This is a genomic window from Rhodococcus sp. OK519 (genome assembly GCF_003051005.1).
Lineage (GTDB): Bacteria > Actinomycetota > Actinomycetes > Mycobacteriales > Mycobacteriaceae > Prescottella.
The window spans coordinates 158464-182099 of record NZ_QAOW01000008.1 but is presented as its reverse complement, the minus strand read 5'-3'; the positions used below and the strand labels follow the sequence as shown (position 1 = coordinate 182099).

General features: G+C 68.0%; 23 protein-coding genes and 1 tRNA gene. 19 read left to right on the top strand and 5 right to left on the bottom strand.

Translation table 11 applies throughout. From position 1 onward, the window contains the following. Positions 1 to 47: 47 nt before the first annotated feature. Together C8K36_RS19680 and C8K36_RS19675 are read left to right on the top strand one after the other, a co-directional pair. A complete protein-coding gene (locus C8K36_RS19680; RefSeq protein ID WP_107986210.1) occupies positions 48 to 947 on the top strand; it encodes a helix-turn-helix domain-containing GNAT family N-acetyltransferase in 900 nt (299 codons plus the stop codon). A gap of 35 nt (positions 948 to 982) precedes the next feature. Continuing rightward, positions 983 to 1342, top strand: coding sequence for a hypothetical protein (locus tag C8K36_RS19675; RefSeq protein WP_146176508.1), 360 nt, complete (start codon positions 983 to 985; stop codon positions 1340 to 1342). 51 nt (positions 1343 to 1393) lie between these two features. Here the strand turns inward: C8K36_RS19675 and C8K36_RS19670 are convergent, their stop codons facing one another. Then, positions 1394 to 3889 (bottom strand): ATP-dependent Clp protease ATP-binding subunit, encoded by a 2496-nt coding sequence (locus tag C8K36_RS19670; RefSeq protein ID WP_107986208.1) that lies wholly within the window; start codon positions 3887 to 3889, stop codon positions 1394 to 1396. Between the two features lie 163 nt (positions 3890 to 4052). Here C8K36_RS19670 and C8K36_RS19665 point away from each other — a divergent pair, with 163 nt between their 5' ends. Continuing rightward, a complete protein-coding gene (locus C8K36_RS19665) occupies positions 4053 to 5108 on the top strand; it encodes a hypothetical protein (protein ID WP_107986207.1) in 1056 nt (351 codons plus the stop codon). 68 nt (positions 5109 to 5176) lie between these two features. Further along, positions 5177 to 5761 (top strand): putative glycolipid-binding domain-containing protein, encoded by a 585-nt coding sequence (locus C8K36_RS19660; protein WP_420910910.1) that lies wholly within the window; start codon positions 5177 to 5179, stop codon positions 5759 to 5761. A 10-nt stretch (positions 5762 to 5771) separates the two neighbouring features. On the opposite strand, the gene C8K36_RS19655 is transcribed toward C8K36_RS19660, so the two are convergent. The 3 genes from C8K36_RS19655 to C8K36_RS19645 all read right to left on the bottom strand — a co-directional run bounded on the left by C8K36_RS19655 (position 5772) and on the right by C8K36_RS19645 (position 9267). Further along, a complete protein-coding gene (locus C8K36_RS19655) occupies positions 5772 to 6728 on the bottom strand; it encodes a hypothetical protein (RefSeq protein ID WP_107986205.1) in 957 nt (318 codons plus the stop codon). A gap of 227 nt (positions 6729 to 6955) precedes the next feature. Beyond that, positions 6956 to 8302: an amidase gene (locus C8K36_RS19650; RefSeq protein WP_107986204.1), complete on the bottom strand. Its 1347-nt coding sequence runs from the start codon at positions 8300 to 8302 to the stop codon at positions 6956 to 6958. Next, entirely contained in the window at positions 8299 to 9267 is a 969-nt protein-coding gene (locus tag C8K36_RS19645) for a prephenate dehydrogenase (protein WP_107986203.1), read from the bottom strand. Before C8K36_RS19645 ends, C8K36_RS19650 begins: the two co-directional genes overlap by 4 nt. A 49-nt stretch (positions 9268 to 9316) precedes the next feature. On the opposite strand from C8K36_RS19645, the gene C8K36_RS19640 reads away from it, so the two are divergent. From C8K36_RS19640 to C8K36_RS19575, 12 genes are all read left to right on the top strand, one after another. After that, positions 9317 to 9859 carry a tRNA adenosine deaminase-associated protein gene (locus tag C8K36_RS19640; RefSeq protein ID WP_107986202.1) on the top strand — a complete coding sequence of 181 codons (543 nt, stop codon included), beginning with the start codon at positions 9317 to 9319 and terminating at the stop codon, positions 9857 to 9859. Positions 9860 to 9881: 22 nt separating this feature from the next. Continuing rightward, the gene (locus tag C8K36_RS19635) at positions 9882 to 10340 is read left to right on the top strand and encodes a nucleoside deaminase (RefSeq protein ID WP_107986201.1); all 459 of its coding nucleotides are present in this window, start codon (positions 9882 to 9884) and stop codon (positions 10338 to 10340) included. 145 nt (positions 10341 to 10485) lie between these two features. Next, complete coding sequence (locus C8K36_RS19630) at positions 10486 to 10683, top strand: CsbD family protein (protein ID WP_107986303.1); 198 nt, start codon at positions 10486 to 10488, stop codon at positions 10681 to 10683. A gap of 51 nt (positions 10684 to 10734) precedes the next feature. Next, positions 10735 to 10825: transfer RNA gene (locus tag C8K36_RS19625), tRNA-Ser, on the top strand. A 484-nt stretch (positions 10826 to 11309) separates the two neighbouring features. Continuing rightward, complete coding sequence (locus tag C8K36_RS19620) at positions 11310 to 12152, top strand: mycofactocin-coupled SDR family oxidoreductase (protein WP_107986200.1); 843 nt, start codon at positions 11310 to 11312, stop codon at positions 12150 to 12152. Positions 12153 to 12172: 20 nt separating this feature from the next. Continuing rightward, positions 12173 to 13948, top strand: a complete 1776-nt coding sequence (locus tag C8K36_RS19615) for a flavin-containing monooxygenase (RefSeq protein WP_107986199.1) — start codon at positions 12173 to 12175, stop codon at positions 13946 to 13948. A gap of 98 nt (positions 13949 to 14046) precedes the next feature. Then, positions 14047 to 14463 (top strand): heme-binding protein, encoded by a 417-nt coding sequence (locus C8K36_RS19610; protein WP_107986198.1) that lies wholly within the window; start codon positions 14047 to 14049, stop codon positions 14461 to 14463. Between the two features lie 326 nt (positions 14464 to 14789). Beyond that, positions 14790 to 15461 carry an HAD family hydrolase gene (locus tag C8K36_RS19600; protein ID WP_107986197.1) on the top strand — a complete coding sequence of 224 codons (672 nt, stop codon included), beginning with the start codon at positions 14790 to 14792 and terminating at the stop codon, positions 15459 to 15461. Positions 15462 to 15581: 120 nt separating this feature from the next. After that, the gene (locus C8K36_RS19595; protein ID WP_107986196.1) at positions 15582 to 16457 is read left to right on the top strand and encodes a glycosyltransferase; all 876 of its coding nucleotides are present in this window, start codon (positions 15582 to 15584) and stop codon (positions 16455 to 16457) included. Positions 16458 to 16501: 44 nt separating this feature from the next. Further along, positions 16502 to 17590: a YihY/virulence factor BrkB family protein gene (locus C8K36_RS19590; RefSeq protein ID WP_107986195.1), complete on the top strand. Its 1089-nt coding sequence runs from the start codon at positions 16502 to 16504 to the stop codon at positions 17588 to 17590. A gap of 945 nt (positions 17591 to 18535) precedes the next feature. Continuing rightward, on the top strand, positions 18536 to 18871 hold the full coding sequence (locus C8K36_RS19580; protein WP_107986194.1) for a histone-like nucleoid-structuring protein Lsr2: 336 nt from the start codon (positions 18536 to 18538) through the stop codon (positions 18869 to 18871). Positions 18872 to 18873: 2 nt separating this feature from the next. Further along, the gene (locus C8K36_RS19575) at positions 18874 to 19704 is read left to right on the top strand and encodes a hypothetical protein (protein ID WP_107986193.1); all 831 of its coding nucleotides are present in this window, start codon (positions 18874 to 18876) and stop codon (positions 19702 to 19704) included. Between the two features lie 76 nt (positions 19705 to 19780). On the opposite strand, the gene C8K36_RS19570 is transcribed toward C8K36_RS19575, so the two are convergent. Continuing rightward, positions 19781 to 20464 (bottom strand): DUF4352 domain-containing protein, encoded by a 684-nt coding sequence (locus tag C8K36_RS19570; RefSeq protein ID WP_107986192.1) that lies wholly within the window; start codon positions 20462 to 20464, stop codon positions 19781 to 19783. A gap of 163 nt (positions 20465 to 20627) precedes the next feature. On the opposite strand from C8K36_RS19570, the gene C8K36_RS19565 reads away from it, so the two are divergent. The 3 genes from C8K36_RS19565 to C8K36_RS19555 are packed head-to-tail and all read left to right on the top strand — an operon-like array spanning position 20628 to position 23518. After that, positions 20628 to 21086 carry a MarR family winged helix-turn-helix transcriptional regulator gene (locus C8K36_RS19565; RefSeq protein ID WP_107986302.1) on the top strand — a complete coding sequence of 153 codons (459 nt, stop codon included), beginning with the start codon at positions 20628 to 20630 and terminating at the stop codon, positions 21084 to 21086. After that, positions 21083 to 22414 (top strand): MFS transporter, encoded by a 1332-nt coding sequence (locus tag C8K36_RS19560; protein WP_107986301.1) that lies wholly within the window; start codon positions 21083 to 21085, stop codon positions 22412 to 22414. Before C8K36_RS19565 ends, C8K36_RS19560 begins: the two co-directional genes overlap by 4 nt. Before the next feature lie 33 nt (positions 22415 to 22447). Next, positions 22448 to 23518, top strand: a complete 1071-nt coding sequence (locus tag C8K36_RS19555; RefSeq protein WP_107986191.1) for a MerR family transcriptional regulator — start codon at positions 22448 to 22450, stop codon at positions 23516 to 23518. Positions 23519 to 23636: the final 118 nt, after the last annotated feature.

The following is a 23636-nucleotide window of genomic DNA, read 5'->3' as shown; positions in this document are numbered from 1 at the left end:
TCGTCGTGGAGTGGTCGGCGTTCATTTATCTGACTAAAGTCAGATAAATGAGGGACCTACCGAAGGACACCGCGGCACTGCGTTCGTTCAACATGGACATCACCGAGCAGTTGGGGGTGCTGCACGACCGCTATCTGGATCTGCCGCGCCCGTACTCGCAGGCCCGGATCCTCTGGGAGGTCGGCCACGACACCGTCCGGGTGCGTGATCTGCGCGCCAGGTTCGACCTCGATTCCGGTTACGCCAGTCGCCTGCTCGCCGTGCTCGCCGCCGCCGGGGTCCTGCGGATCGAGTCGGACCCGGACGACGGCCGCGGGCGGGTGGTGACGCTGACCGCCGCCGGCCGCGCCGAGTACGACGCCTTGGAGAAGGCGTCGCAGGACCGGGCCGAGCGGATCCTCGGCGCGCTGCCCGACCGCCAGCGCGGCGAACTGCTCGCCGCGATGGGCGCCGTGACGCGACTGCTCGATGCCGCCGCCGTCGGCATCACCGTGGCCGACCCCGACTCGGAGGCGGTCCGCTTCTGCTTCGGCCGCTACTTCGACGAACTCGACGAGCGACTCGATCTGGGATTCGACCCGGCCGCGAGCACGCCTGCCGACGGCGACGAACTGCGCGCGCCCAACGGCGCCGTCCTGATCGCAGACCTGCGTGGCGCTCCGATCGGCTGCGGCGCCGTCAAACTGCACGACGGTGTCGCGGAGATCAAACGCATGTGGGTGTCGCCGGATGCGCGCGGCCTCGGTCTCGCGCGCCGACTGCTCGACGACCTCGAGGCTCGCGCGGTCGACCACGGCGCTCGTCTGGTCCGACTCGACACCAACGCCGCGCTCACGCAGGCCGTCGCTCTCTACGAGCGGTCCGGCTACCGGCGCATTCCGGCCTACAACGACAACGCCTACGCCACCCACTGGTTCGAGAAGGATCTGGCGCCCCGGTTCGGATAGCGTTGCGACCATGCCGGGGCGGGGAGGGGGTCGCGTTGGTCGACACGTCAGTGCTGCGTAGACCGTGGCCGGAATTCGCGATCTTCGGGGCCGGCATCGTCTCTGCGCTGGCCTCGGTGCCGTTCGACTCGGATCCGTGGTTCATCGCCTCCGTCTTCGCGTGCATCTTCGCCGGTCTGTCCGTGGTGGTCACCGCGATCATCGGACAGCGAGGGCGCACCGTGCAGATCGCCGCGATCGTGCTCGGCGCGGCGGCCGTCGCGTTCGGCGCCGTGTGGATGGCGCTCCACTGGAACCAGCCGGAGATCTTCTCCCCGGCGTTCATCGGTTACCTCGGCGGTGGGGTATTGCTGTCGGGCGTTCTCAATCTCGTGTTCGGGTCCCGGCCCACGTGACGAGGCGCCCGGTCGGGTGATCCGGCCGAGCGCCTCCACGCCGATGGGCGATCAGGTGTCGGACGACGCCTTCTCCGGCTCGCTCGGCTCGGGGTCCGAAGGCAGCGAACCCTCACCCTTGCCGGGATGCACGACGCCGAGTTCGAGGCCGCCGTTCGCCGACACCCGGACGATGTCCTTCGGCTCGAGCTCGCCCGACAGCAGCAGCCCGGCGAGCCGGTTGTCGAGTTCCTTCTGGATGGTCCGGCGTAGCGGCCGCGCCCCGAACTCCGGCTGGTAGCCCTTCTCGGCGAGCCAGTCGACGGCCTCCTCGGTGATGTCCAGCTCGACGTTCTGGGCGTGGAGCTGGCGGCGGGTGCCGTCGAGGATCAGCTCGATGATCTGCCGCAGCTCCGTCTGGTCGAGGCGGTGGAAGACGATGGTCTCGTCGATCCGGTTGAGGAACTCGGGCCGGAAGTGGGCGTGCAGCCGCTCCATGAGCGTCGGCACCAGGTCGTCGATGTCCTCGCTCTGGGCGCCGAGGATGAGGTCGGAGCCGATGTTGCTGGTGAGGATCACGATGGTGTTCTTGAAGTCGACCGTCCGGCCCTGCGCATCGGTGACGCGCCCGTCGTCGAGGAGTTGCAGCAGCACGTTGAACACGTCCGGGTGCGCCTTCTCGACCTCGTCGAACAGCACCACCGAGTACGGCTGCCGCCGCACCTTGTCGGTGAGCTGCCCCGCCTCCTCGTAGCCGACGTAGCCGGGTGGAGCGCCGACGAGCCGCGAGACGGTGTGCTTCTCCTGGAACTCGCTCATGTCGAACCGGATCATCCGGTCCTCGTCACCGAACACGGCCTCCGCCAAAGCTTTCGCCGTCTCGGTCTTGCCGACGCCGGTGGGGCCGAGGAACATGAACGAGCCGATGGGCCGATTGGGGTCGGACAGTCCCGCCCGCGACCGCCGGACCGCTTCGGCCACCGCGGTGACGGCCTCCGCCTGCCCGATCACTCGCTGGTGCAGTACGTCCTCGAGTTTCATGAGGCGTTCGCGTTCCTCGGCGGTCAAGTCCGCCACCGGGATTCCCGTCTGCCGCGACACGACGTGTGCGATGTCGAGAACGGTCACCTCGGGTGTGCTCTCCTCGCCCGTCTCGCCGAGCCGTTCCTCCGCCTCGGTGATCTGCCGCTTGAGGTCGTTGGCGCGCTCGTAGTCCTCCTGCCCCACGGCGGAGTCCTTCTCCCGCTTGAGCCGCGACAGTTCCTCTTCCGCGGCGCGGGTGTCGAAGTCGGGCGTGCGGGTGCGCAGCCGGACGCGGGCGCCGGCCTGGTCGACGAGATCGATCGCCTTGTCCGGCATGAACCGGTCGGTGATGTACCGGTCGGACAACTCGGCCGCCGCAACCAGTGCCTCGTCGGTGTAGTGCACCTGGTGGTGCGCCTCGTAGCTGTCGACGAGCCCGCGCAGGATCTCGATCGTGTCGTCGACGGACGGCTCCGCGATCAGCACCGGCTGGAAGCGGCGCTCGAGGGCAGCGTCCTTCTCGATGTGTTTGCGGTATTCGTCGATCGTGGTGGCGCCGATCGCGTGCAGTTCGCCGCGGGCCAGCGCCGGCTTGAGCAGATTGCCGGCGTCCATCGCGCCCTCGCCGCCCGCACCGGCGCCGACGATCGTGTGCAGTTCGTCGATGAACAGCACCAGTTCGTCCGAGTGGGCCTTGACCTCGTCGAGGATCTTCGTCAGCCGCTCCTCGAACTCGCCGCGATACTTGGTGCCCGCGACGAGGGAGCCGACGTCGAGCGCGACGACGCGACGGTCGGTCAGCGTCGACGGCACGTCCCCGTTGACGATGCGCTGCGCGAGGCCCTCGACGATCGCGGTCTTGCCGACGCCGGGGTCGCCGATGAGGACCGGATTGTTCTTGCGGCGGCGGGACAGGATCTCGATGGTCTGCTCCACCTCGTTGGCGCGGCCGACGACCGGGTCGATGTTGCCGGCGCGCGCCTCGGCTGTGAGGTCGCGGCCGTACTCGTCGAGGGTCGGCGTCGAACTGGGTGGTGCCGACGTCTTCTCACCCTCGATGGTGGCGCCGAGCAGCGCCTTGCCGGCGGGGCTCTCTGAGTTGGCCGCGATACCGATGAGGATGTGTTCGGGCCCGATGAAGCTACTGCCGGACTCGCTGGCCTGTTGCTGCGCGGTCCGCAGCGCCAGTTTCGCGGCCGGACTCAGGCTCGGAGATTCGGAGGTGGTCTTCGGCGCACCGTGCTTGTCCAGATGCGCGGCCATCTTGGCGGCCAACTCGTCCGGATCCAGGTTGATGCTGCTGAGCACGCCGCGGGTCGGATCGTTCTGCGCCGCGGCGTACAGGAGGTGCTCGGGGGTGATCTCGGTGTTGCCCCACTCGTTCGCCGCGTTCCGCGCGGTGCCGATCAGACGCCGAGCGTCATCGTTGAGCAGCCGTCCCAGATCGACGCGTTGAACCGGGGGTTGGGATGACAACCCCGATCCGAAGAACCTCGCGAAAATGTCGTCGAAGGGGCTGTCCATACGCCCCCAACCTTCGGTCATGTCCTATCCTCCAAATCTCTGCACACAGCTATCTGGTTCGGACTCGTCCGCACTCTCGGTGGACTCACACTCAACCTTGCGGCCACCGTGAGGGAATGTAAAGAGTCTCCGGACCACGTCGTCGGCGCCGGCCGTCGACGACGACCGAAAGGGTTTGTGCCGCATGGCGACAGTCACCACGCCTGCCGAACGAGCGTCCGGTGCCCGAAATCCGAGACTGTTGCGCGACGCGCAGGCCGGTGCGCTGGTCGAGGCGTTCGTCGTCATCGGGATCCTGACGATTCTCGTGACCCGCGCTTATTTGCACGCGACGGGCTACCCCCAGGTCGGCGGCGCGACGCTGCATATCGCGCACGCGTTGTGGGGCGGGCTGGGCATGGTCGTGGCCCTCGTGGTGGTCTTCTCGTTCCTCGGGTCCCTGCCCCGGGCCGTTGCGGTGGTGGCCGGCGGCATCGGTTTCGGCCTGTTCCTCGACGAGGTCGGCAAGTTCGTCACCAAGACCAACGACTACTTCTTCCAGCCCTCCGTCGCGATCATGTACGTCGTGATCGTGGCGTTGCTGCTGGTCAACCGGTGGATCCACGACGTCCACAAGCAGACCACCGCGGAAGACCTCGTCAACGCCGCCGGCGCCGCCGCCGACGGGTTGATCCACGGCCTCACGCCGCATCGCCTCGCCGAGGCGCGGCGGCAGTTGCACCGGGCCGCCGCCGCGGGCGTCGACCCCGGGGCGATCGCCAGCGTCGAGGACCTGCTGTCGCGGTGCGCACCCCGCCGGACCGGACGGCTCGACGCCGTCCGCACCCGGCTCGGCACGCGCCTGTCGCGGGTGTTCGACGGCACCCGCGCGCTGTGGGTCGCGGCGATCGTCCTCGCGCTGTTCTCCACCGCCGGAGCGGTCAACGCCGTCGTCACCCTCGCCGAAGATCTCGAGGGCGGTACCGGCACCGACATCACGACGATGGGCCAGATGTGCGGATCGGCGATTGCGTTCGTGCTGTGCTGGGTCGCGATTGCCCGACTGCGTAGCGGGCGCATCTGGCCCGTGCGGGCGCTGCGGATCGCGGCCCTCGTGACGATCCTGCTGACCGAGATCTTCAACTTCGTCGCGGAGGAGTTCGGCGCGCTCATCAATGTCGCGGTCGGACTGAGCGCTCTGATCGTGTTCTCTCGGCGCATCACGGTGCTCGAGCGTGCGCAGGTCGAATTGCCCGAATGACGACGCGGGGGAACCAATCTCACCGGCCGTCCACGCTTGGACGGCCTTCGTCCCTTACCGTAGAGAGCGTGAGCACTCCGAACACCGCGTCGCCCTGGCCTGCCGTTCTGACGTGGCGTGCCCACTCCGCCCCGCGCATGGAGTCCGTGCGGGTGCAGGTGAGCGGAAACCGGATCAAGGCGACGGGTCGCATCGTCGGCGGTGCGTGCCCCGAACATCCCGCCTTCAGCGCGTCCTACGACCTGGTCACCGACGAGAACGGTGTCACCCGACGGCTGTCGCTGCACACCGCCCTGGCCACGGGGGAGCGTCACATGTCGATCAGCCGCGACGAGGAGGGCGTCTGGATGGTCGAGACCGGCACCACGCACCTACGGTCCGGTTTCGCCGGTGCGAAGGACGTCGACGTCGTGTTGAGCCCGTTCTTCAACACCCTGCCGATCCGCCGCTTCGGCCTGCAGCACGCGTCCGAGGACTTGCAGGTGCCCGTCGTGTACGTCAACCTGCCTGACCTCGCTGTGCAAGAGGCGTCGCTCACCTACAGCAGCGGCGCCGACGGCATCCACGTGCTGTCGCCGGTGTCGTCGTCGTCCATCAAGGTCGACGAGGGCGGCTTCGTCCTGGACTACCCGGGGCTGGCCGAACGGATCTGATACCGGCGTTTCATCGCCGCCGGCCGGCCCAGGCCGCTGCGAGGGAGAACTGGCTGGACGCGCCGTAGTGGTCCATCGCGTCGGCGACGCGCCGGCGTCCTGTTCTGGCGGTCAGGCCCAGGGCGTGCGAGGCCGAATCCATGGTCATGCCCGCGCTCATGAGTTCGAGCATGCTCTCCCACGGGTGCTCCTGCCCGTTCACGGGCACGGCCTCGTCCCAGACACGGTCGTAGATCCAGGTGAGGATCGCGGCGAGAGCCGGAGACTGGATCGCCATGATGCTGGTGGGCCACGACTGTCCCCATTCGAGGGGGATGCCGACGGTGTCGTGATCGGTGATCCAGAAGAAGCTGGGCGCCTTGGGGTGCATCCGGATCTGCACCCCCGCATCGAGTTCGCCCCGCACCCGTTCCCGGCTCGCGGGGTTGGTGGCGTCGGTGATGCTCATGATGAGCCGGACGTCGATCTTCTGACCGGCACGCTGAGCCCAGAACGACGCCTGATACTCGGGTTGCACGGTGAACAGGGCGCTGGTGTCGGGCATGCAGACGTCGGAGACGCTGGGTACGATGCGGGACAACTGAAGTCGCCACATGTCCGCAGGTGCCCACGGGCCGTGCAGCACGTCGATCGCAAGGCTCTGCTCGTCGGAGTTGCCCTGCGCCCAAGCCTGGAGCAGTCCGGGAAGCGTGCCGAGTACACCCTCGGTTCGGGCAACGGTGTCGTCCAGATCACGGGCCAGTCCGGTGAGGATGTTCCGGGAGAGGTCGGCCACCGTCACGTCGGGCCGACGGTAGGTGATGGTCCCGTTGGTGATGCTGAGGAAGCCCAGTGTTTCCAGGTGTGCGACATCGGTTTCCGTGTCCTGGTGGGTGTGCCCGGTGAGCTCGGCGAGTTCGGTGATGTTGTCGGCGCGGCTGCTCATCGCCGTCTTCAGCAGTTGGGTGAGCTCGGGAAGTCTGTCCACGCCCGCTCCTTCATGTCCAGGGCCGTTCGATCGAACAGTATGCACACCTGGGCGGGGGCATAAGTGACCATTGGCCACAAAAGTCTCACCTGGGCGTCAGCCTTCTCGAGAAGGATTCAGCGTGACTTCCCGGACCACTTGTCGACCCGAGAGGCGAGCGAGACGTCTGTTGCGGCGGTTCCCATCGAGACCGCTGATCCGAAGCGGACGTGCGCTCGGTCGAGCCCTCAGCCCACCGTGAGCGCGCAGGCGAGGGCAGTCGACTCGGCCGGGTGCGATCCGTGGCCGCCGGCGGTGGTCGGCAGGCCGACCACCTGGATGCCGATCGGATCGCCCACCACGCCGGGCGCCGGCACCGAGATCGCCGGGACACCCAGCGCGTTGAACGGAATGCACATGCGCAGCAACGGGGTTCGGGCCAGCGTCGGATCCGGGGAGAGCGCGTCGAGCTGCGTGACGGCGCGCAGGGGAGTGGTCGCGGTGATGAGCGCGTCCAGGCCCAGGTCGCTACGTAGACGCGAAAGTGCTTGACGGCGTAAGCGTTCGACGGTGCGGACGGCGTTGATGTACTCGACGGCGGGTCGGTGCTTCTGGGCGGCCAGCAGTGCGGCGGTGGCCGGCTGATACAGCTCGGGAGTCGACTCGAACCACTGCCGGTGCGTCTCGTACGCCTCCGACCCGGTGATCACCGGATAGGCGGCGAGGAACTGTTCGGTCTCCGGGAGTTCGACGTCGAGCACCTCGGCGCCCGCGTCGGACAGGGCCCGGCAGGCAGCGTCTACGGCGGCCGCGATCGCCGGATCGTCGACGTCCCAGTTCGCGCCCCGCAACCGGCCCACCCGCAGACCCGCGACCGGGGTCCGGACATGCGCGATGCCGGGGATCGCGCCCCACGCCAGCGAGACGTCCAGGACGTCGGGCGCCAGCAGGCCCATGTGATCGAACGTCGTCGACAGCGGGAACACCCCTGACGTCGGTAGCGCGCCGAAGGTCGGCTTCATTCCGACGACGCCGCACAAGGAAGCGGGAGTGCGTGTGCTGCAACCGGTGTCGGTGCCCAGCGCGAGTGGGACGACGCCCTTCGCGACCAGGGCCGCCGACCCCGAGGAGGATCCGCCGGGGATGAGCGTCGGATCGTGCGGGTGCGCGGCCGGACCGGACGCATTGACCGCACCCGTCGGGCCGTACGCGAACTCGTGCAGATGCGACTTGGCGACGACGATCGCGCCGGCCTCCCGCAGCTTCGCGACGATCCGGGCGTCGGCGACGGCCGGCGGGGCGGCGGCGAGCACCGCGCTGCCGCAACGGGTCGGCATCCCGGCGACGTCGATGTTGTCCTTCACCGCGACCGCGATCCCGTGCAGCGGTCCGATCCAGTCGCCGGCCGCGATGGCGGCGTCCGCGCGGGCCGCGGCCTCGAGTGCCGCGGTGTCGTCGCGCGCGGCCACCAGGTTCGCCCACGGTGTCCCGAGCAGCCCGTCGAGCGCGTCGAGGGTCGCGCGCACGTGTTCGGTGGCGGTCATCTCCTTCTTGGCGAGGAGCTGGGCGACGTCCCGCAGCGTCGGCGTGCTCACGGCCGCAGCACCCCGCCGCGTCGTCCGGCGTCGCGCATCCGCTCGCGCCAGTCCTCGGTGGTGCCCGGTTCGATACCGGTGATGGTCCAACGTTCGCGGTTCTCGTAGCGCAGACGCGCGCCGTGGCCGCTCTCGACCAGCTCGGCGAGTGTGCCCCTGTCCGCCAGCTCGGCACGGGCCCGGTTCAGGACATCGAGGGTCTCGTCGAGCGCGGTCAACAGCGCGCTCCGATTGCCCTCGCACATCGCCCGCACCAGGCCCGGTGCGCTGCCGGCGACGCGGGTGCCGTCGCGGAACGACCCGGCAGCCAGACCCAGCGCCAGATCACCGCCGGCCGCGCCGGACAGCGCGAGCGCCTCGGCGAGCACGTGCGGCAGATGCGAGATGCGCGCGACGGCGGCGTCGTGTTCGCGGGACTCTGCCGGCACCACCACCGACCCGCAGTCCAGCGCCAGCCGCGCCACCTGCGACCAGATCGACGGGTCGACGCCGTCGTCGGCGCTCACCACCCACACCGCGTCGCGGAACAGTTCGGGGTCGCCGGCCTCCCACCCGGACTCCGACGTCCCGGCCATCGGATGCCCGCCCACGAACCGGTCCTGCAGGCCGTGCCGGGCGACGGCAGCGGCCACCTCGGCCTTGACGCTGACCACGTCGGTGATCGGGCAGTCGGGGGCGTGCTCGGCGATGGCCGCGAGCGCCGCGTCGACGGCCGGCATCGGCACCGCGACCACGATCAGTGCCCGGGCGTCGGCGGCGCGTCGCAGGACCGTGGCCAGGTCGGTGTCGGCGTCGAAGCCGTCGGCGCGGGCGGCATCGACGGTGGGCGTCGAGCGGTTCCAGCCCCAGCCGTCGCGGCCTGCGGCGACTGCGGCGCGGAGCAGCGATCCACCGATCAGACCCAGGCCGAGAATGCAGACGGGGGGCGCGGAGACGGCATCAGACACCACATCAGGTTGGCACATTCATCGTTGGACTTCTGTTAGTGGCACCGCGCGGGCTACCGTTGCGCGCATGGGTGCACAGCGCGCGAACAACAACAGCGCCTCCGCAGGTTCGATGGAGGATCTGGACGGCTTCGGTATCGCCGTCGTCCGTGAGGAAGGTCGCTGGAAGTGCACCCCTCTGACGGGTGATGCGCTCACCAGTCTGCGCGCCGCGGAGAAGGAACTGCTCGAGCTCCGCAGCTCGGGTGCAGTGTTCGGTCTGCTCGACGTCGACGAGGAGTTCTTCGTCATCGTCCGCCCCGCGCCGACGGGCACCCGGCTGCTGATTTCCGACGCCACCGCGGCCATCGACTACGACGTCGCCGCCGACGTGCTCGACACGCTCAACGTCGAGATTCCGGACATCGATCCGGACGAGCTCGACGACGTCGAGCCGTGGGAGGAAGGCGACCTCGGCGTGCTGGCCGACCTGGGCCTGCCCGACGCGGTGCTCGGTGTGATCCTCGCGGAGACCGACCTGTATCCGGACGAGCAGCTGGCGATGATCGCCCAGCGCTGCGGGTTCGAGTCGGAGCTGACGGCGGAGCTCGACAAGCTCTCGTCGCGCTGACCGACTCGTCGGGTAGCTCCAGGTGACACTTCAGGACGACGAGCGGATGATCCGCGCCGCCCTCGACGCAGCCGCCGCCGCATCGGAAGTGGACGTGCCGGTGGGCGCGGTCGTGTTCGACGCGGACGGAGTGGAGTTGGCGCGCGCCGCGAATGCCCGGGAGGCCACGGCAGACCCGACGGCGCACGCCGAGATCCTCGCGCTGCGCGAGGCGGCGCGGATTCACGGTGACGGCTGGCGTCTCGAGGGCGCGACGCTGGCGGTGACGCTCGAGCCGTGCACGATGTGCGCGGGCGCGCTGGTGCTCGCGCGCGTCAAGCGGGTGGTGTTCGGGGCGTGGGAGCCCAAGACGGGCGCGGTCGGTTCACTGTGGGACGTGGTCCGTGACCGGCGCCTGACTCATCGGCCCGAGGTGCGCGGCGGCGTGCTCGAGGACCAGTGCGCGGGCATTCTCGAGAACTTCTTTCGGGACCAGCGATAGCCGTCTGACCTGCTTCGATCTCGGGTATCGACGGCTCGGTGGCCCGAGTTTCCCGGCACGGTTCGGCGAATCGTGGTCTGGTGGAGGTAGGTGCTCGTGTGGCACCGGGACCGCAAGGTCTACGCAGATTCACGGAGGAGTGCTCATGGGAATCGCAGACAAGGCGCAGAACAAAGCTCAGGACCTCGGCGGCAAGGCCAAGGAGACCGCCGGCAAGGCGACCGGTGACGACGACTTGAAGAACGAGGGCAAGGGCGACCAGGCTGAGTCCGCCGTCAAGGACGCGGGCGAAAAGATCAAGGACGCCGCCTCCACAGTCAAGGACAAACTCACCGGAAAGTAACTCTGACCAGCCGATTTCATGCTGAGCCTCGGCTCCGGTACAGTTCTCGGCGGTGGCGTGTCCGAGCGGCCGAAGGTGCAACACTCGAAATGTTGTGTACGGTAACCCCGTACCGAGGGTTCAAATCCCTCCGCCACCGCCAAAAAGCCCCCCACTTGCATGCAAGTGGGGGGCTTTTCTGTTCCTTGATCAGCTCAGGCCGGCGAAGATTTCGAGCTCGCTGGCGGAGCCGCTGTCGCTGACGAAGATGTCGACGAGGCTGCCGAGAGCGAAGCTGAACAGGTCGAGCGCAGAGAGAGATCCCATGATTACCCCTTGGGTGAAAGTGGTTGGACTGCAAGGAATACCGAATTCAAACGGTTGACCGTTTCCCGAACACGGCAGGCTGCGAGATGAAGCTAGCGGTTGCGGCCGCGCTTTGTCGCGTCGAAACCTGGTGAAGGACTGGGTGATTTGAGCCCGTTGACGGTCCCGCGTAGGGCGTCAACTTCACCCCCTCCGGGCGCGCCTCCGGCGAATATGTGATCCACGGCACAGGAATTCCCGGTGAGCGGGACCGTTACCTTGCCGCAGATGTGATCGACGTTACTTTCCGACCGAATTGCCGGTTTTGTGGAAGGGACGACATGTCAGGACGAGTTGCTGGGAAGGTCGCGTTCGTCACCGGGGCGGCGCGAGGGCAGGGGCGCAGTCACGCGCTCCGGCTCGCGGAGGAGGGCGCCGACATCATCGCCCTGGACATCGCGGACGGCATCGACACCGTCACGCCGTTCTATCCGCCTGCCACCGCGGAGGATCTGGCCGAGACGGTGCGCGGGGTCGAAGCCCTCGGACGTCGGATCGTCGCCGACAAAGCCGATGTCCGTGACTTCGATGCCGTGCGCGCCGTCGTCGACCGCGGTGTCGCAGAACTCGGCCGCATCGACGTCGTCGTGGCGAACGCCGGCATCTTCATCAGCGGGGAGCCGGCGCACCGGATCTCCGAGGCGGAGTGGGACGACGTCCTCGACGTCAACCTCAAGGGCGTCTGGCATACGTGCAAGGCGGCCATCCCGCACCTGATCGAGCAGGGCGACGGTGGTTCGATCGTCATCACCAGTTCCACCGCCGGCCTCAAGGGCGCCGCCAAAACCGCCGCCTACGGGGCCAGCAAGCATGCCGTCGTCGGGCTGATGCGCACGCTCGTAGGTGAACTCGGAGGGCATCGGATCCGGGTCAACACCGTTCATCCGGGGGCGACGGACACCGACATGATCATCAACGACCGCTGCTTCGGTCTGTTCCTGCCGGGTGTCGAACACCCGACCAAGGAGCAGGTGGCCCCGTTGTTCGCGGGCGCCAATGCGATTCCCGTCCCGTGGGTGGATCCGGTCGACGTCTCCCACGCGGTGCTGTTCCTGGCATCGGACGAGGCCCGCTACGTGACCGGCACCGAACTCAAGGTCGACGCCGGGTTCACCACCCGCTGAATGCATACGAAGGAGAAGGAATGACAACACAATTGGACGTCTCCTCGCTCGATGCGGATGTCGTCGCGGACGTGGCGCAGCGGTGGCTGACGGGCTTCGCCGAGCTACTCCGCACGGCTGCGGGTGCCGAGGATCTGTTGCATCAGGACCTGTGGTGGCGTGACCTGCTCGCCTTCACCGGTGATCTGCGCAGCCTGCACGGCAGCGACCGGACCGCCGAACTGCTCGACGCCGCACTCGCCCAGGGCGTACGGGACGAGCACCTCGATCCGGCGGCGCCGCCCGTGCTGGTCCCCGGCGGCGCGGGGCCGGGGTCGATCCAAGTGGTGTTCCGGTTCACGATGCGACTCGGGCATGTGCGCGGCGTCGCTCGCCTCGTCTCCGACGACGGAACCTGGCGTGCCCGGAACCTGCTCACCGCGCTCGATTCGCTCGCCGGACACGAACCGGCGGTCGGTCCGCTGCGCCGCGAGGGTACCGAGATGCCCGCGGCTGGAATCGAGTACTGGTCGGCGCGACGCGAGCGCGAATTGGATTGCCTGGATGCTGATCCCGACGTGCTCGTCGTCGGCGCCGGACATTCGGGTCTCGCCCTGGCGGCGCAACTCGGCGTGCTCGGGGTCCGGACGCTGCTGGTCGACCGGGCGGATCGGGTCGGGGACAACTGGCGCGGCCGATACGACTCGTTGGTGCTGCACGACGCCGTCTGGTCCAATCACCTGCCGTTCATGCCGTTCCCGTCGAACTGGCCGGTGTTCACGCCCAAGGATAAGATGGGCGATTGGCTCGAAATATACTCCCGAGCAATGGAACTCAATGTCTGGAACCGCTCGGAGATCGTGGAGTCAACGTTCGATCCGGATTCGCGGCGGTGGACCGTCGTGGTGGACCGTGACGGAACACGTCGCACCCTGCGCCCGCAGCATCTGGTGCTGGCAACCGGCCTCAGCGGCACCGAACCGGTGATGCCGACGATCGCGGGCGCCGAGGACTTCGCCGGAGAACTGCTGCACTCGAGCGACTACCGGACCGGTCCCGGGCGCCGCGGCACCCGCACGGTGGTGATCGGCACCGGCAACAGCGGACACGACATCGCCCAGGACCTCCACGAATCCGGCGGGGATGTCACGCTGGTCCAGCGCGGCCCCACCCACGTCGTCAGCGGACAGGCGCTGTCGAATCAGGCGCGCCGCCGCTACAGCGAGCACACCTCGACCGAGGTCGCGGACCTGCTCGACGCCTCCACCGCCCGGTTGGATCCGCAGTTCGTCGCCGGGTTGCGGATGGGGGTGGGCCTTCTGGCCGATCACGATCGCGACCTGCTCGACGGGCTCACCGCAAGTGGATTCACCCACGACAGCGGCCCGGACGGGACCGGCGTGATGATGCTGTTCCTCACCCGCAACGGCGGGTACTACATCGACGTCGGGGCCTCGCCGATGATCGTGGACGGCCGGATCGGGCTCGTTTCGGGATCGATCGACCGCTTGGTCGCCGACGGGTTGGTCATGTCGGACGGCACACACGTCCCGGCCGACACCATCGTGTGCGCCACCGGGTTCCGCGGCATCCTCGATACCGCCCGTCGGGTCCTCGGCGACACGGTCGCAGACGCCTGCGGACCCGTCTGGGGTCTCGACGACGAGGGCGAACTGCGGTCGGTGTGGCGACGGTCCGGACACGACCGGTTCTGGATCAACGGCGGAAACTTCATGTTGGTCCGCAACTACAGCAAGTACCTGGCGCTGCAGATCCAGGCGGATCTGGCCGGCGTCGAATTGCCCGCCCTCGGCTGACGGCACCGACGCCCGTCGAATCCTGCCCGCCGGATGGGGGTTCGGCGGGTGTCGTGTTTGATCGAGGCTCGACGAGACCGACAGTGGGAGGACGTTGGATGGCAGGCAAGCAGGCACGGCTCGATCTGGTGACTGCACGGCGCGCCGCCGACGCGGCGATCGCGGCGGCTCGGCAGGGTGGCAACCGGGTGAGTGTGGCAGTCGTGGACACCCGCGGTCACGACGTGCTGGTGATCCGCGACGACGGCGCCGCATGGTTCACCGCCGGTGTGGCGCGGGCCAAGGCCGCCACCTCCGCGCTGATCGGCATCCCCACCACCGCCTATTCGGGCCTGGCCGACGCGCACCCCGCGCTCGTCGAACTGATCGACGGTCAGGCCGCGCAGTCGCTGACGACGCTGCCCGGCGGCCTGCCGGTGGTGGTCGACGGCGAGGTCGTGGGCGGGATCGGCGTCAGTGGCGCGCAGCCGGACGAGGACGTCGAGTACGCGAAGGCGGGGATGGCCGCCGACTGACCACCCTGCCGTAGAACGGTTTTCAGCGCCCTGCCGCGCCGTCGATCAGTTCACGAAGAATGTCGGCGCGGTGACCGCGATCTGACGCTGCCGGCCGGCGAGGCAGCCGAATTCGACACCGCCCACCCACACTGGCTCGGCAGCGCCGACGGCGGCGCCGTCGAGCTACTCATTCTGTTCGGGGTGCACGGAGTGCGCGCCCATGTCCAATAGGTCTGAGGTGGCAGTGCGAGACGCGACTGCGGCGCGCGGGGGCGGCCCGATCCCGTTAGCCTGAGAGGACGAGAGGCGCACGCGACAGACAGACGTGAGGGGCGTGAATCCAGGTGTCCGAAATCCACGCTGCGGTGCTGTTCGACATCGACGGCACCCTGGTCGACTCGAATTACCTACATGCCGACGCGTGGCACCGCGCGTTCACGGAGACGGGTCTGACGGTGCCGACATGGCGGATCCATCGTGCGATCGGCATGGACGGGTCCACCTTGATCCGCGACGTGTGCCCGGGGATCGAGGACGCGACTGCGGACCGTGTGGACGAACTGCACTCACGCTTCTACAAAGACGACGCCGATCAGTTGCGGCTGCTGCCGGGCGCCCGGGAGATCCTCGCGCAGTTGCACGAGGCCGGGTTGCGAGTGGTGTTGGCCACGTCCGCGCCGGCCGACGAACTGGCCATCCTGCGCCGTCTTCTCGACAGTGAATCCGTACTGTACGCGGTGACGAGCGGCGAGGACGTCGACACCGCGAAGCCCGATCCCACGATCGTGCAGATCGCGCTCGACCGCGCCGGAACAGACACGGGCAGAGCCGTGTTCGTGGGCGACAGCGTGTGGGACATGCGTGCCTGCCGGGCACTGGGAGTGCCCACCGTCGGCGTCCTGAGCGGAGGGATCTCGCGCGGGGAACTGGTCGACGCGGGCGCCGATCACTGCTGCGATGACGTCGACGCATTGCGCAACGAACTCGATCGCAGTCCGTTGGCCCACCTGCTCTGAGGCACGCGCCTGGCTGATTCCCCGGCCCGGCGTCGACTGAGTGCGGCGGGGCTTCCGAGACCCGGTCGAGCGTCGAGGAGTTGCCATGCAGGGCCTCGGCAGGTCCGGTATACGGGAAGTATGACGTCTGCACATTCGCTGTCGGTCATCGTGCCCACCTTCAACGAGGAGAACTACATCGGCGTATGCCTGGAGGCGCTGCTGAGGGAGGAGGAACTCCTCCACGAGATCCTGGTCGTCGACAACAATTCCACCGATCGCACCGTCGAGATCGTCGAGCGAATAGCTGCCTCCCACCCGGCCGTCAGGTTGGTCCGCGAGCGCACTCCCGGCGCAGTACATGCCCGCAACACCGGCTTCGACGCTGCCAGCGGCGACATCCTCGGACGCATCGACGCAGATACCCGCGTCGGTGAAGGGTGGGCGCGGACCGTCCTGGACTTCTTCGGGCGTACCGACACCGAGTCGGTGGGCGCCGTGACCGGGCTGAGTAATTCGTACGACTCGCCCTATCGCAGCCTCAAGGGCTGGTACATGCGCCGACTGGTGTCGAAGGGCGTGCTCGGTAACGAACAACGGATACGGAATCTGCACGGTGCCAACATGGCTCTGCGTCGAACGACGTGGGAGCGAGTGAAGTCGGCGACGAGCGTCGATCTCGGTGTGCACGAGGACGCCGATCTGGCCCTGTGCATCTGCGCCGCGGGCGCCGAGATCGCCCAGCTGTCGCAGATGCGCGCGGACGTCTCGCCGCGCCGGGCACTGACCCCGCCCAGCGAGTTCTCACACTACGTGCGGGCTGGGATCAGGACCCTCGAGCGGCACGGCGCCATGACGCCTCAGCATCGCCGGCTCCTGCGGCTGCACTGGTTCACCCACCTCGGTGCCTACCTGGCGTACCGCCCGTACGATCCGGACCTGCACCGATTCACTTTGCGTCGCTTGATCTTCGGTGGACCGCCTCGTACGATGCCGGTTTCTACGGCGGTGGCGTAGTGGCGGTCTGTTTACACATCGGGGACACCGGGTAACTCCCGAAGATGACAGCTCGCGACGATCTACACGCCGCGCGCCGAGGGGAGCCCGGCGCAGACGAGGCGGTCGAGCCCGATTCGCCGGGCGATCTCACCAAGCGCTCCTGGATCTACGTGCTCCGCAAGACGGCGCGGGAGTTCGGCAGCGATCAATGCACAGATCTCGCCGCGGCCCTCACCTACTACGCCGTTCTGGCGCTGTTTCCCGCGCTGCTCGTGATCGTCTCACTGCTCGGAGTCTTCGGGCAGGGACAGCGCACGGTGGATGCGGTGATGGAGATGGTCGGGCAGCTCGGCCCCACCAATGCCGTGGACACGCTGCGTGAACCGGTGGAGCAGCTCGTCGCTGCACCGTCCGCGGGGATCGCGCTGGTCATCGGTGTGCTCGGTGCTCTGTGGTCGGCCTCCGGCTACGTGGGCGCGTTCGCCCGTGCGATGAACCGGATCTACGAGATCGAAGAGGGTCGGCCGATCTGGAAGCTTCGCCCCCTGATGTTCGTGGTGACCGCGTTCTGCCTCGTGGCGGTCGGCGCATCGGGGCTGATGCTGGTGATCAGTGGTCCGGTCGCGCATTCCGTCGGCGATGTTCTGGGTTTGGGTGGGGCCGCCGTCACGGCCTGGAACATCGCGAAGTGGCCGGTTCTGCTCCTCGTGGTCGGCGTGCTCGTGGCGGTGCTGTACTACGTGACGCCGAACGTGTCCCAGCCGAAGTTCCGCTGGATCAGCCCTGGCGCAGCGATCGCGATCGTCGTCTGGATCGGCGCGTCGGCGCTGTTCGCGGTCTACGTCTCGAATTTCGCGAGCTACAACAAGACCTACGGCTCCCTGGCCGGCGCGGTGGTGTTCCTGCTGTGGCTGTGGATCACCAACCTGGCACTGCTCTTCGGGGCCGAATTCGATGCAGAACTCGAGCGGGGCCGGGAACTGCAGGCGGGGCTGCCCGCGGAGAAGTCCATCCAGTTGCCGCCCCGAGATACGCGTGACATCGAGAAGCGCGAGAAGAAGCGCACCCGGGACGTCGAGGACGGTCGCCGTCTGCGCCTGTCCCATTCCACGCCATCGACAGCAGAAGAGAAGGGAAGTGACGATGGCTGACGCGATGGGGCCCCGAGAAGCCGACCCGCGGGAGACGAAAGGCACCCGGATGGGAATCGGCGCCGAGATCTCCGGCGCCGGCCGCGGTGGGGACCGCCCGCGCGAAGTTCGATGACCGGAACAGCGCGCCGAACTCGCTGAAGCGGGAGAGGAGCTCACCCACCGAGTGGACGTGCCGGCGCGCACCAAGGCGGCGGTCCACGAAAGGTCCGACCCTGCTGTCGAACTCGCGCGTCGAGAGCCCCCGCGCTGGCCGTCGCGGCCGGTGTGGGTGTCGCGCGGCTTCTGCTGCGTGCTGTGCTGAGACGAAGGCGGCGGCACTGACCCGCTCGGTACGACTGGGCCCCCGGCGATCTCGCCGGGGGCCCAGTGCGTGAATCCGAAGTCCGAACCTTAGACCGGGTTCTCCACGGAGGTGTTCAGCTGGAACCCGGCGGAGCCGACCCGCAGACCCAGATTGAGGATGACGGCGAAGAGATCGTTGACACTCAGCATTTCGATACTCCCTGTCTGACAGTGGAACTGAACCGAATGGACGGATTGAAACTTATCAACCTTTTGGTTCGGTTTCACGGCAAGGGTAGGGCGCGACCATATCGACGGTTCCGGGAAGTCCACGCGACCCTCCTTGCGATGGGAAGCGATGCCCCGGGTACCAACCATGCCCGCCGGGTGACGTACCCGATCCGGAGGGGCGTGGGATGGGTGAACAGCGCCGGCGGCGCTGCGGCAGGCGCTCTACGGCAACTTCGAAGACTTCCGCGAGTGCCGTGACCGCGTGGTCGGGCAGCGCCGTGACCGGTCCACCCGCCTGTGGCCGTCGACGTCCGCTGAGAAGCGGCTCGGCGGTCCACGACGTGGCAACTGTGATCCGCGTCGGATTGTGTGTGGGGTTGTCCCGTAGGCTGCCGATGCAGCTTGGTTGATGAACCTCGGGAGTGACACGTGGCACAGAAGGTAATTGTCGAGCTCATCGATGATCTTGATGGTGAGCCCATCGACGTCGGCGGCGAAACGATCAGCTTCGCGGTCAATGGCGTCGAGTACACGATCGACCTCAACGACAAGAACGCTACCGAGTTCCATCGCAAGATGGACTACTACATCCGGCATGCCAGCAAGGTCGGCGGTCGGCAGAAGTCGCGCGCAGCGGCCATTTCTGTAACCGATGGCGCGAGCACGCAGGAGATCCGCGAGTGGGCGTCCCGCAACGGTTTCGCCGTCTCGACCCGCGGGCGTATCTCGCGTGAGATCGCCGAGGCGTTCGCGGCCGCGCACTGACCATGACCACCGTCAGTGACAGCGAGGCGGCGAAGGCTGCCGCCCCGGACTCCGATCCGCAGTCGATCGAGCCCGAATCCCCGGCATCCGTAGCCGGCGGGGAGGGCGAGGGTGCCGATCAGGCGTCCGACTATTCGCACGGGGACCCCATTCGGGTGTTCCTGTACGACATCCCGAACGACGGCGGCGAGTGGACGGCCCGCTACGAGCAGGGGATCAAGCGCATCCGCGCCAAGAAGGTAGGCCCCGGGGTCTACCTGGACCTGCTGCATCGGGTGTTTCCGAAGCACGAGGTGCTCGTCAAGGGTGAGCTGCTCAGCGTCAAGACCCGGCCGCACCCCGATGATCCGAAGGTCCTCACCGAGGTCACGCTCCTGGTGTACCTCGCGACCGAAGTGGCCTTGTTCAAGGCATTCCTCGGATGGGCCGGCGGCGACGTCGGGCCGATCCGGATCACGCCCGAGAAGCTCGACGACGTGGCTCGCCGCATCCACAACGACATCTACCGGATCCACCTGTTCAAGCAACGCCTCGTGACGGCAGGCATCGAGGATCCCGCCGAACTCGACGAGGACGTGTCCCGGCCACTCGAGGTCGCCAAGAGCGAGATCGACGCTATCCAGGACCTGCGGATTTCCGTCAAGCGCTACCGCGACCGCGTGGTCCAGGCGAAACGCGAACGCGTGGTGAAGGAGAGCCAGAACCTCGTCGGCAATATCGAGATGGCCACGTGGGATTCGGTGCAGCGCCGCGAGGAGATGGTCGTGATGCGCGAATGGGTGGACAACCAGCAGCGTGTCCTGCCGATCGGCAAGGCCGTCAAGCTGACCTGATCGGAATGGTACGAAGCGGCGGCCCGTCCTCGAGCATTCGAGGACGGGCCGCCGCTTTCGTGCGTTGACGGGGTGACTACGGGGTAAGCGAGATCGTCTCGCCGCCCGAGAATGCGGAGTCGTGGACCTCGAGTTCCTTAGGGGTCGCGTCAGCCGGGATGTCGAAGACGATGGTCGTCGACTGCGTGATGCCCGGGTTGATCTGACCGCCGATCGCGGTCTCGGCGTTCAGATTGATCGCGGCCATCTCGTCGGTGGAGAACTCGCGGTCCTTAGCGTCGATCAGCTTCTGATTGGAGGCGAAGTAGGACTGCGGCTTGTCGGCAATGTTCGTCACGTTCAGGTGCACCAGGACGAACTGGCCCTGAGCTTCCTTCTGCAGGTAGGGGTTGTCACCGACCGTGGCTACGCCGGTCTCGATGCCGGTGACGACGAAGCCGAACTTGCCGTCACGGACCTCGGCGCCGATGCCGGGCGCGGACTTGGCGGGCGCTGCCGCGGGCGCTGCTGCGGGCGCACCGCCGCCGGCCGGCTGGCTGTTCGACGCGGCCGGGGCTGCCTCGTCCGCCTTGTCCTTGTCTCCGCCCCCGCCGGCGATGGCGATGATCACGAACAGCACCACGACGGCCCCGACGATCCACGGCCACTTCTTCTTCTTCGCCGGTGCCGGAGGGGCAGGCGGAGCCGGGTAGCCCTGGGGGGCCTGGCCGTAGGGGTTCTGGGGCTGGCCGGGGGCGGGCGGCGGTACGGAGTTCGTCATCAGCTTCCTTGAATCGATGGTGAGTTGGAGTAATGAAACCGCATGAACGGTTTTTTGGTGACTGCGGCACTTTATAGGCGACACGGCATGGCGCCGGCGGCGGGTGGAGCTCGAGCTCGACCTAATGTATGCTTGCCGATAAGCAAGTAACTGGGAGGTGGATGTGACGAGCCTCTTCGAGGAGGACGAGGTGTCGCGGCTGCGGGTCGCGCTCGGCCGGATCTCGCGGCAGGTCGATCGGCAGACGTCGGGCGGTGAACTGACCAAGACGCAGTTCTCGATCCTCACCACGGCGGTGCGGCGCGGCCCGATCCGGGCCAGTGAGATGGCCGAGATCGAGACCCTCAACCCGACGATGCTCTCGCGCATGATCGGCAAGATGGAGACTGCGGGGCTGTTGTCGCGCTCCGCTCATCCCGACGACGGCCGTGCCGTCGTCGTGTCTGCGACTCCCGAGGGGATCGCCCTGCACACCGAGTTGCGCGACAAGCGGACGCTGCTGTTTGCCGAGTACCTCGGCCAGCTTCCCGAGACGGAGACCCAGGACCTGCTCGACGCCCTGCCGGCCCTCGAGGCGCTCGGCGAACGGATGTGTCAGGCCCGGGCCGCGGCCCGCTCATGACGGCGGCCGGCAAGCTGGGGCGCCAGACTTTCGCGGCGCTGGCCAATCGCAACTTCCGCCGCTTCATCAGCGGCCAGGCCGTCTCGCTCATCGGCACCTGGATGCAGCTCGTCGCGCAGTCGTGGCTGGTCCTCGAACTCACCGGCTCGGGTACCGCGATCGGACTGGTCGTCGCGCTGCAGACGCTGCCGGTCCTGCTGCTCGGCCCGTACGGCGGCGTCATCGCCGACCGCACCGACAAGCGCCGGCTGATGATCGCGCTGCAGACGATGATGGGCGTCCAGGCCCTTGTGCTCGGCGTCCTCACGCTCACCGGAACCGTTCAGCTGTGGCACGTGTACGTGCTTGCGCTGCTACTCGGCTTCAACAACTGTTTCGAGAACCCGGCGCGGCAGTCGTTCCTGCTCGAGATGGTCGGCCCGGAGCATCTGCGCAACGCCGTCAGTCTGCAGTCGACACTGGTCAGCGCGTCGCGCATCATCGGGCCGGCCGTTGCCGGTGTCACCATCGCAGCAGGCGGGCTGGGGCTGTGTTTCCTGCTCAACGCGGCCAGCTTCGTCGCGGTCGTGAGCTCGCTCGTGCGGCTGAACGTCTCCGAACTGCACCCCTCTCCGCCGATGGAACGCGCCCGCGGTCAGCTTCGCGAGGGCCTGCGCTACGTGCGGGGCAATCGCAATCTCGCGGTTCCGCTGCTGATGATGGCGTTCATCGGCTGCCTCGCTTTCGAGTTCCAGGTCGTTCTCCCGATCGTGGCCGATCAGACGTTCGGCGCCGGATCCGAGGCGTACGGGTTCATGACCGCGGCGATGGGAATCGGCGCGGTGTGCGGCGGCCTGCTGGTCGCGACGTGGGGCCGCACCGGTACCCGCGTGTTGATCGTCGCGGCCGCAGCCTTCGGTTTCTCGATGGTCGCGGCGGCCGCGGCCCCGAACCTGGCGCTGGTGCTGGTCGCGCTCATGATCGTCGGCGCCGTCAGCATCGCCTTCAACTCCACCACCAACAGCACCCTGCAGCTCGAGGCCGAACCGCAGATGCGCGGCCGAGTCATGGCGCTGTGGGCCACCGCCTTCCAGGGCTCCACCGCCATCGGTGGTCCGATCGCCGGATGGGTGAGTCAGGAATGGGGCGGCCGAGCCGGACTGATGCTCGGCGCAATCACGTGCCTGGTCGTGGCCTTGGTCGCCGCGATCGTCCTGGGCCGCGGCAAGGAGGCGACGACGCAGGCCGCACCGGTCCCCGAGGATCCGGAGGAACTGACTGTCGCCGCCCCCGAGATCACCGAGGATCCCGCCCTGTCCGACGCCGAGGCGCGTGCGAAGGCGGCTTGACCTTCGAGTTGGTCGAGACTCCATGATGGCCTCGTGAGTGCATCCGGATCCGACGACCTCATCACGATCGGCGTCTTCGCGCGGGCGACCGGGCTGACGCCGAGCGCGCTGCGGTTCTACGACGACAGTGGTCTGCTCGCGCCGGCGCACATCGACCCGGTGACGGGGTACCGGTACTACAGCGACGCCCAGCGCGAGCGCGCGTCGACGATCCGCCGGCTGCGCGAGATCGGCGTTCCGCTCGAGGCGGTGACCCGGATTCTGTCCGCCGATCCGAGCGAGGCGGCCCGGCTGCTGGACGAACACGTCCGGCTTCTGCGCGAGCGCGCCGACGCGGCGGCCGCGGTCGCCGCGTCGTTCCAGGTGGCCCCGCCGGTAGAAGGTCACGGGCCTTCGGTCGCATTGCCGGTGAGCTTGTTCGCCGAAGCGGTCCGACAGGTCCTGCCCGCCACCGCCACCGACGTCGAATTCCCGATCCTCACAGGGATTCTGATCGAGGCGGGCGACGGCGCTGTGGTGCTGACCGCGACCGACCGCTACCGCCTGTCGACCCGGAGCCTGCCGGCGCAGGCGCCCGGCGAAACATGGGCGGTCGTGGTTCCCGCGCGGGAACTGGACGTTCTCGTCGCAACACTGAGCCCCGAGAGCCCCGCTGCTGCGATCGTTCTTCGCCCCGCCCCCGGTGCTCTGGTGATCGCGGTGTCCGGCGACGAGACCCGTTGTCCCGTACTGGACGGCGAATACCCCGGCTACCGCATGATGCTCGACGGTCTGCCTGCGTCGCGCACCCGCGTTCTCGTTCGCCGCGACGAGTTGCTCGCCGCGGTCGAGGGGCCGATGGAGGGCACCGTCCGTGTCGACACCGCGGACGGGTCGTTGTCCGTGAGGACGCATGACGGCCCGCCGCAATCGATGACGGCTCGCGTCACCGGAGCCGACGTGGCCCTTGCGTTCCGTCGCGGAAACCTGCTGTCCGCGATCGCGACTGCCGTCGGACCCGACATCATGCTCGACATCTCCGCCCCCGACATGCCCGTCGTGATCCGTTCCGCGACCGACGGCGACCTCACCACCCTTGCGATGCCGACCGCGTCGGAGAGCTAGAGCGACAGGACGATTCTTATCCGCACCGCCGTCAACGAGGTCGGCACCGCCGTCGCCGAACGGTCCGTCGAACGGCTGCCCTCGCACCCGTAGGTATTGCGGTGCTCCTCGACATCCA

What these genes read in the sequence shown, in the direction of transcription:
- C8K36_RS19680 (WP_107986210.1), top strand. Translation starts at nt 48, where the DNA reads ATGAGGGACCTACCGAAGGACACCGCGGCACTGCGTTCGTTCAACATG.
- C8K36_RS19670 (WP_107986208.1), bottom strand. Translation starts at nt 3,889, where the DNA reads ATGACCGAAGGTTGGGGGCGTATGGACAGCCCCTTCGACGACATTTTC.
- C8K36_RS19665 (WP_107986207.1), top strand. Translation starts at nt 4,053, where the DNA reads ATGGCGACAGTCACCACGCCTGCCGAACGAGCGTCCGGTGCCCGAAAT.
- C8K36_RS19645 (WP_107986203.1), bottom strand. Translation starts at nt 9,267, where the DNA reads ATGTGCCAACCTGATGTGGTGTCTGATGCCGTCTCCGCGCCCCCCGTC.
- C8K36_RS19640 (WP_107986202.1), top strand. Translation starts at nt 9,317, where the DNA reads ATGGGTGCACAGCGCGCGAACAACAACAGCGCCTCCGCAGGTTCGATG.
- C8K36_RS19630 (WP_107986303.1), top strand. Translation starts at nt 10,486, where the DNA reads ATGGGAATCGCAGACAAGGCGCAGAACAAAGCTCAGGACCTCGGCGGC.
- C8K36_RS19620 (WP_107986200.1), top strand. Translation starts at nt 11,310, where the DNA reads ATGTCAGGACGAGTTGCTGGGAAGGTCGCGTTCGTCACCGGGGCGGCG.
- C8K36_RS19615 (WP_107986199.1), top strand. Translation starts at nt 12,173, where the DNA reads ATGACAACACAATTGGACGTCTCCTCGCTCGATGCGGATGTCGTCGCG.
- C8K36_RS19610 (WP_107986198.1), top strand. Translation starts at nt 14,047, where the DNA reads ATGGCAGGCAAGCAGGCACGGCTCGATCTGGTGACTGCACGGCGCGCC.
- C8K36_RS19595 (WP_107986196.1), top strand. Translation starts at nt 15,582, where the DNA reads ATGACGTCTGCACATTCGCTGTCGGTCATCGTGCCCACCTTCAACGAG.
- C8K36_RS19590 (WP_107986195.1), top strand. Translation starts at nt 16,502, where the DNA reads ATGACAGCTCGCGACGATCTACACGCCGCGCGCCGAGGGGAGCCCGGC.
- C8K36_RS19575 (WP_107986193.1), top strand. Translation starts at nt 18,874, where the DNA reads ATGACCACCGTCAGTGACAGCGAGGCGGCGAAGGCTGCCGCCCCGGAC.
- C8K36_RS19570 (WP_107986192.1), bottom strand. Translation starts at nt 20,464, where the DNA reads ATGACGAACTCCGTACCGCCGCCCGCCCCCGGCCAGCCCCAGAACCCC.
- C8K36_RS19560 (WP_107986301.1), top strand. Translation starts at nt 21,083, where the DNA reads ATGACGGCGGCCGGCAAGCTGGGGCGCCAGACTTTCGCGGCGCTGGCC.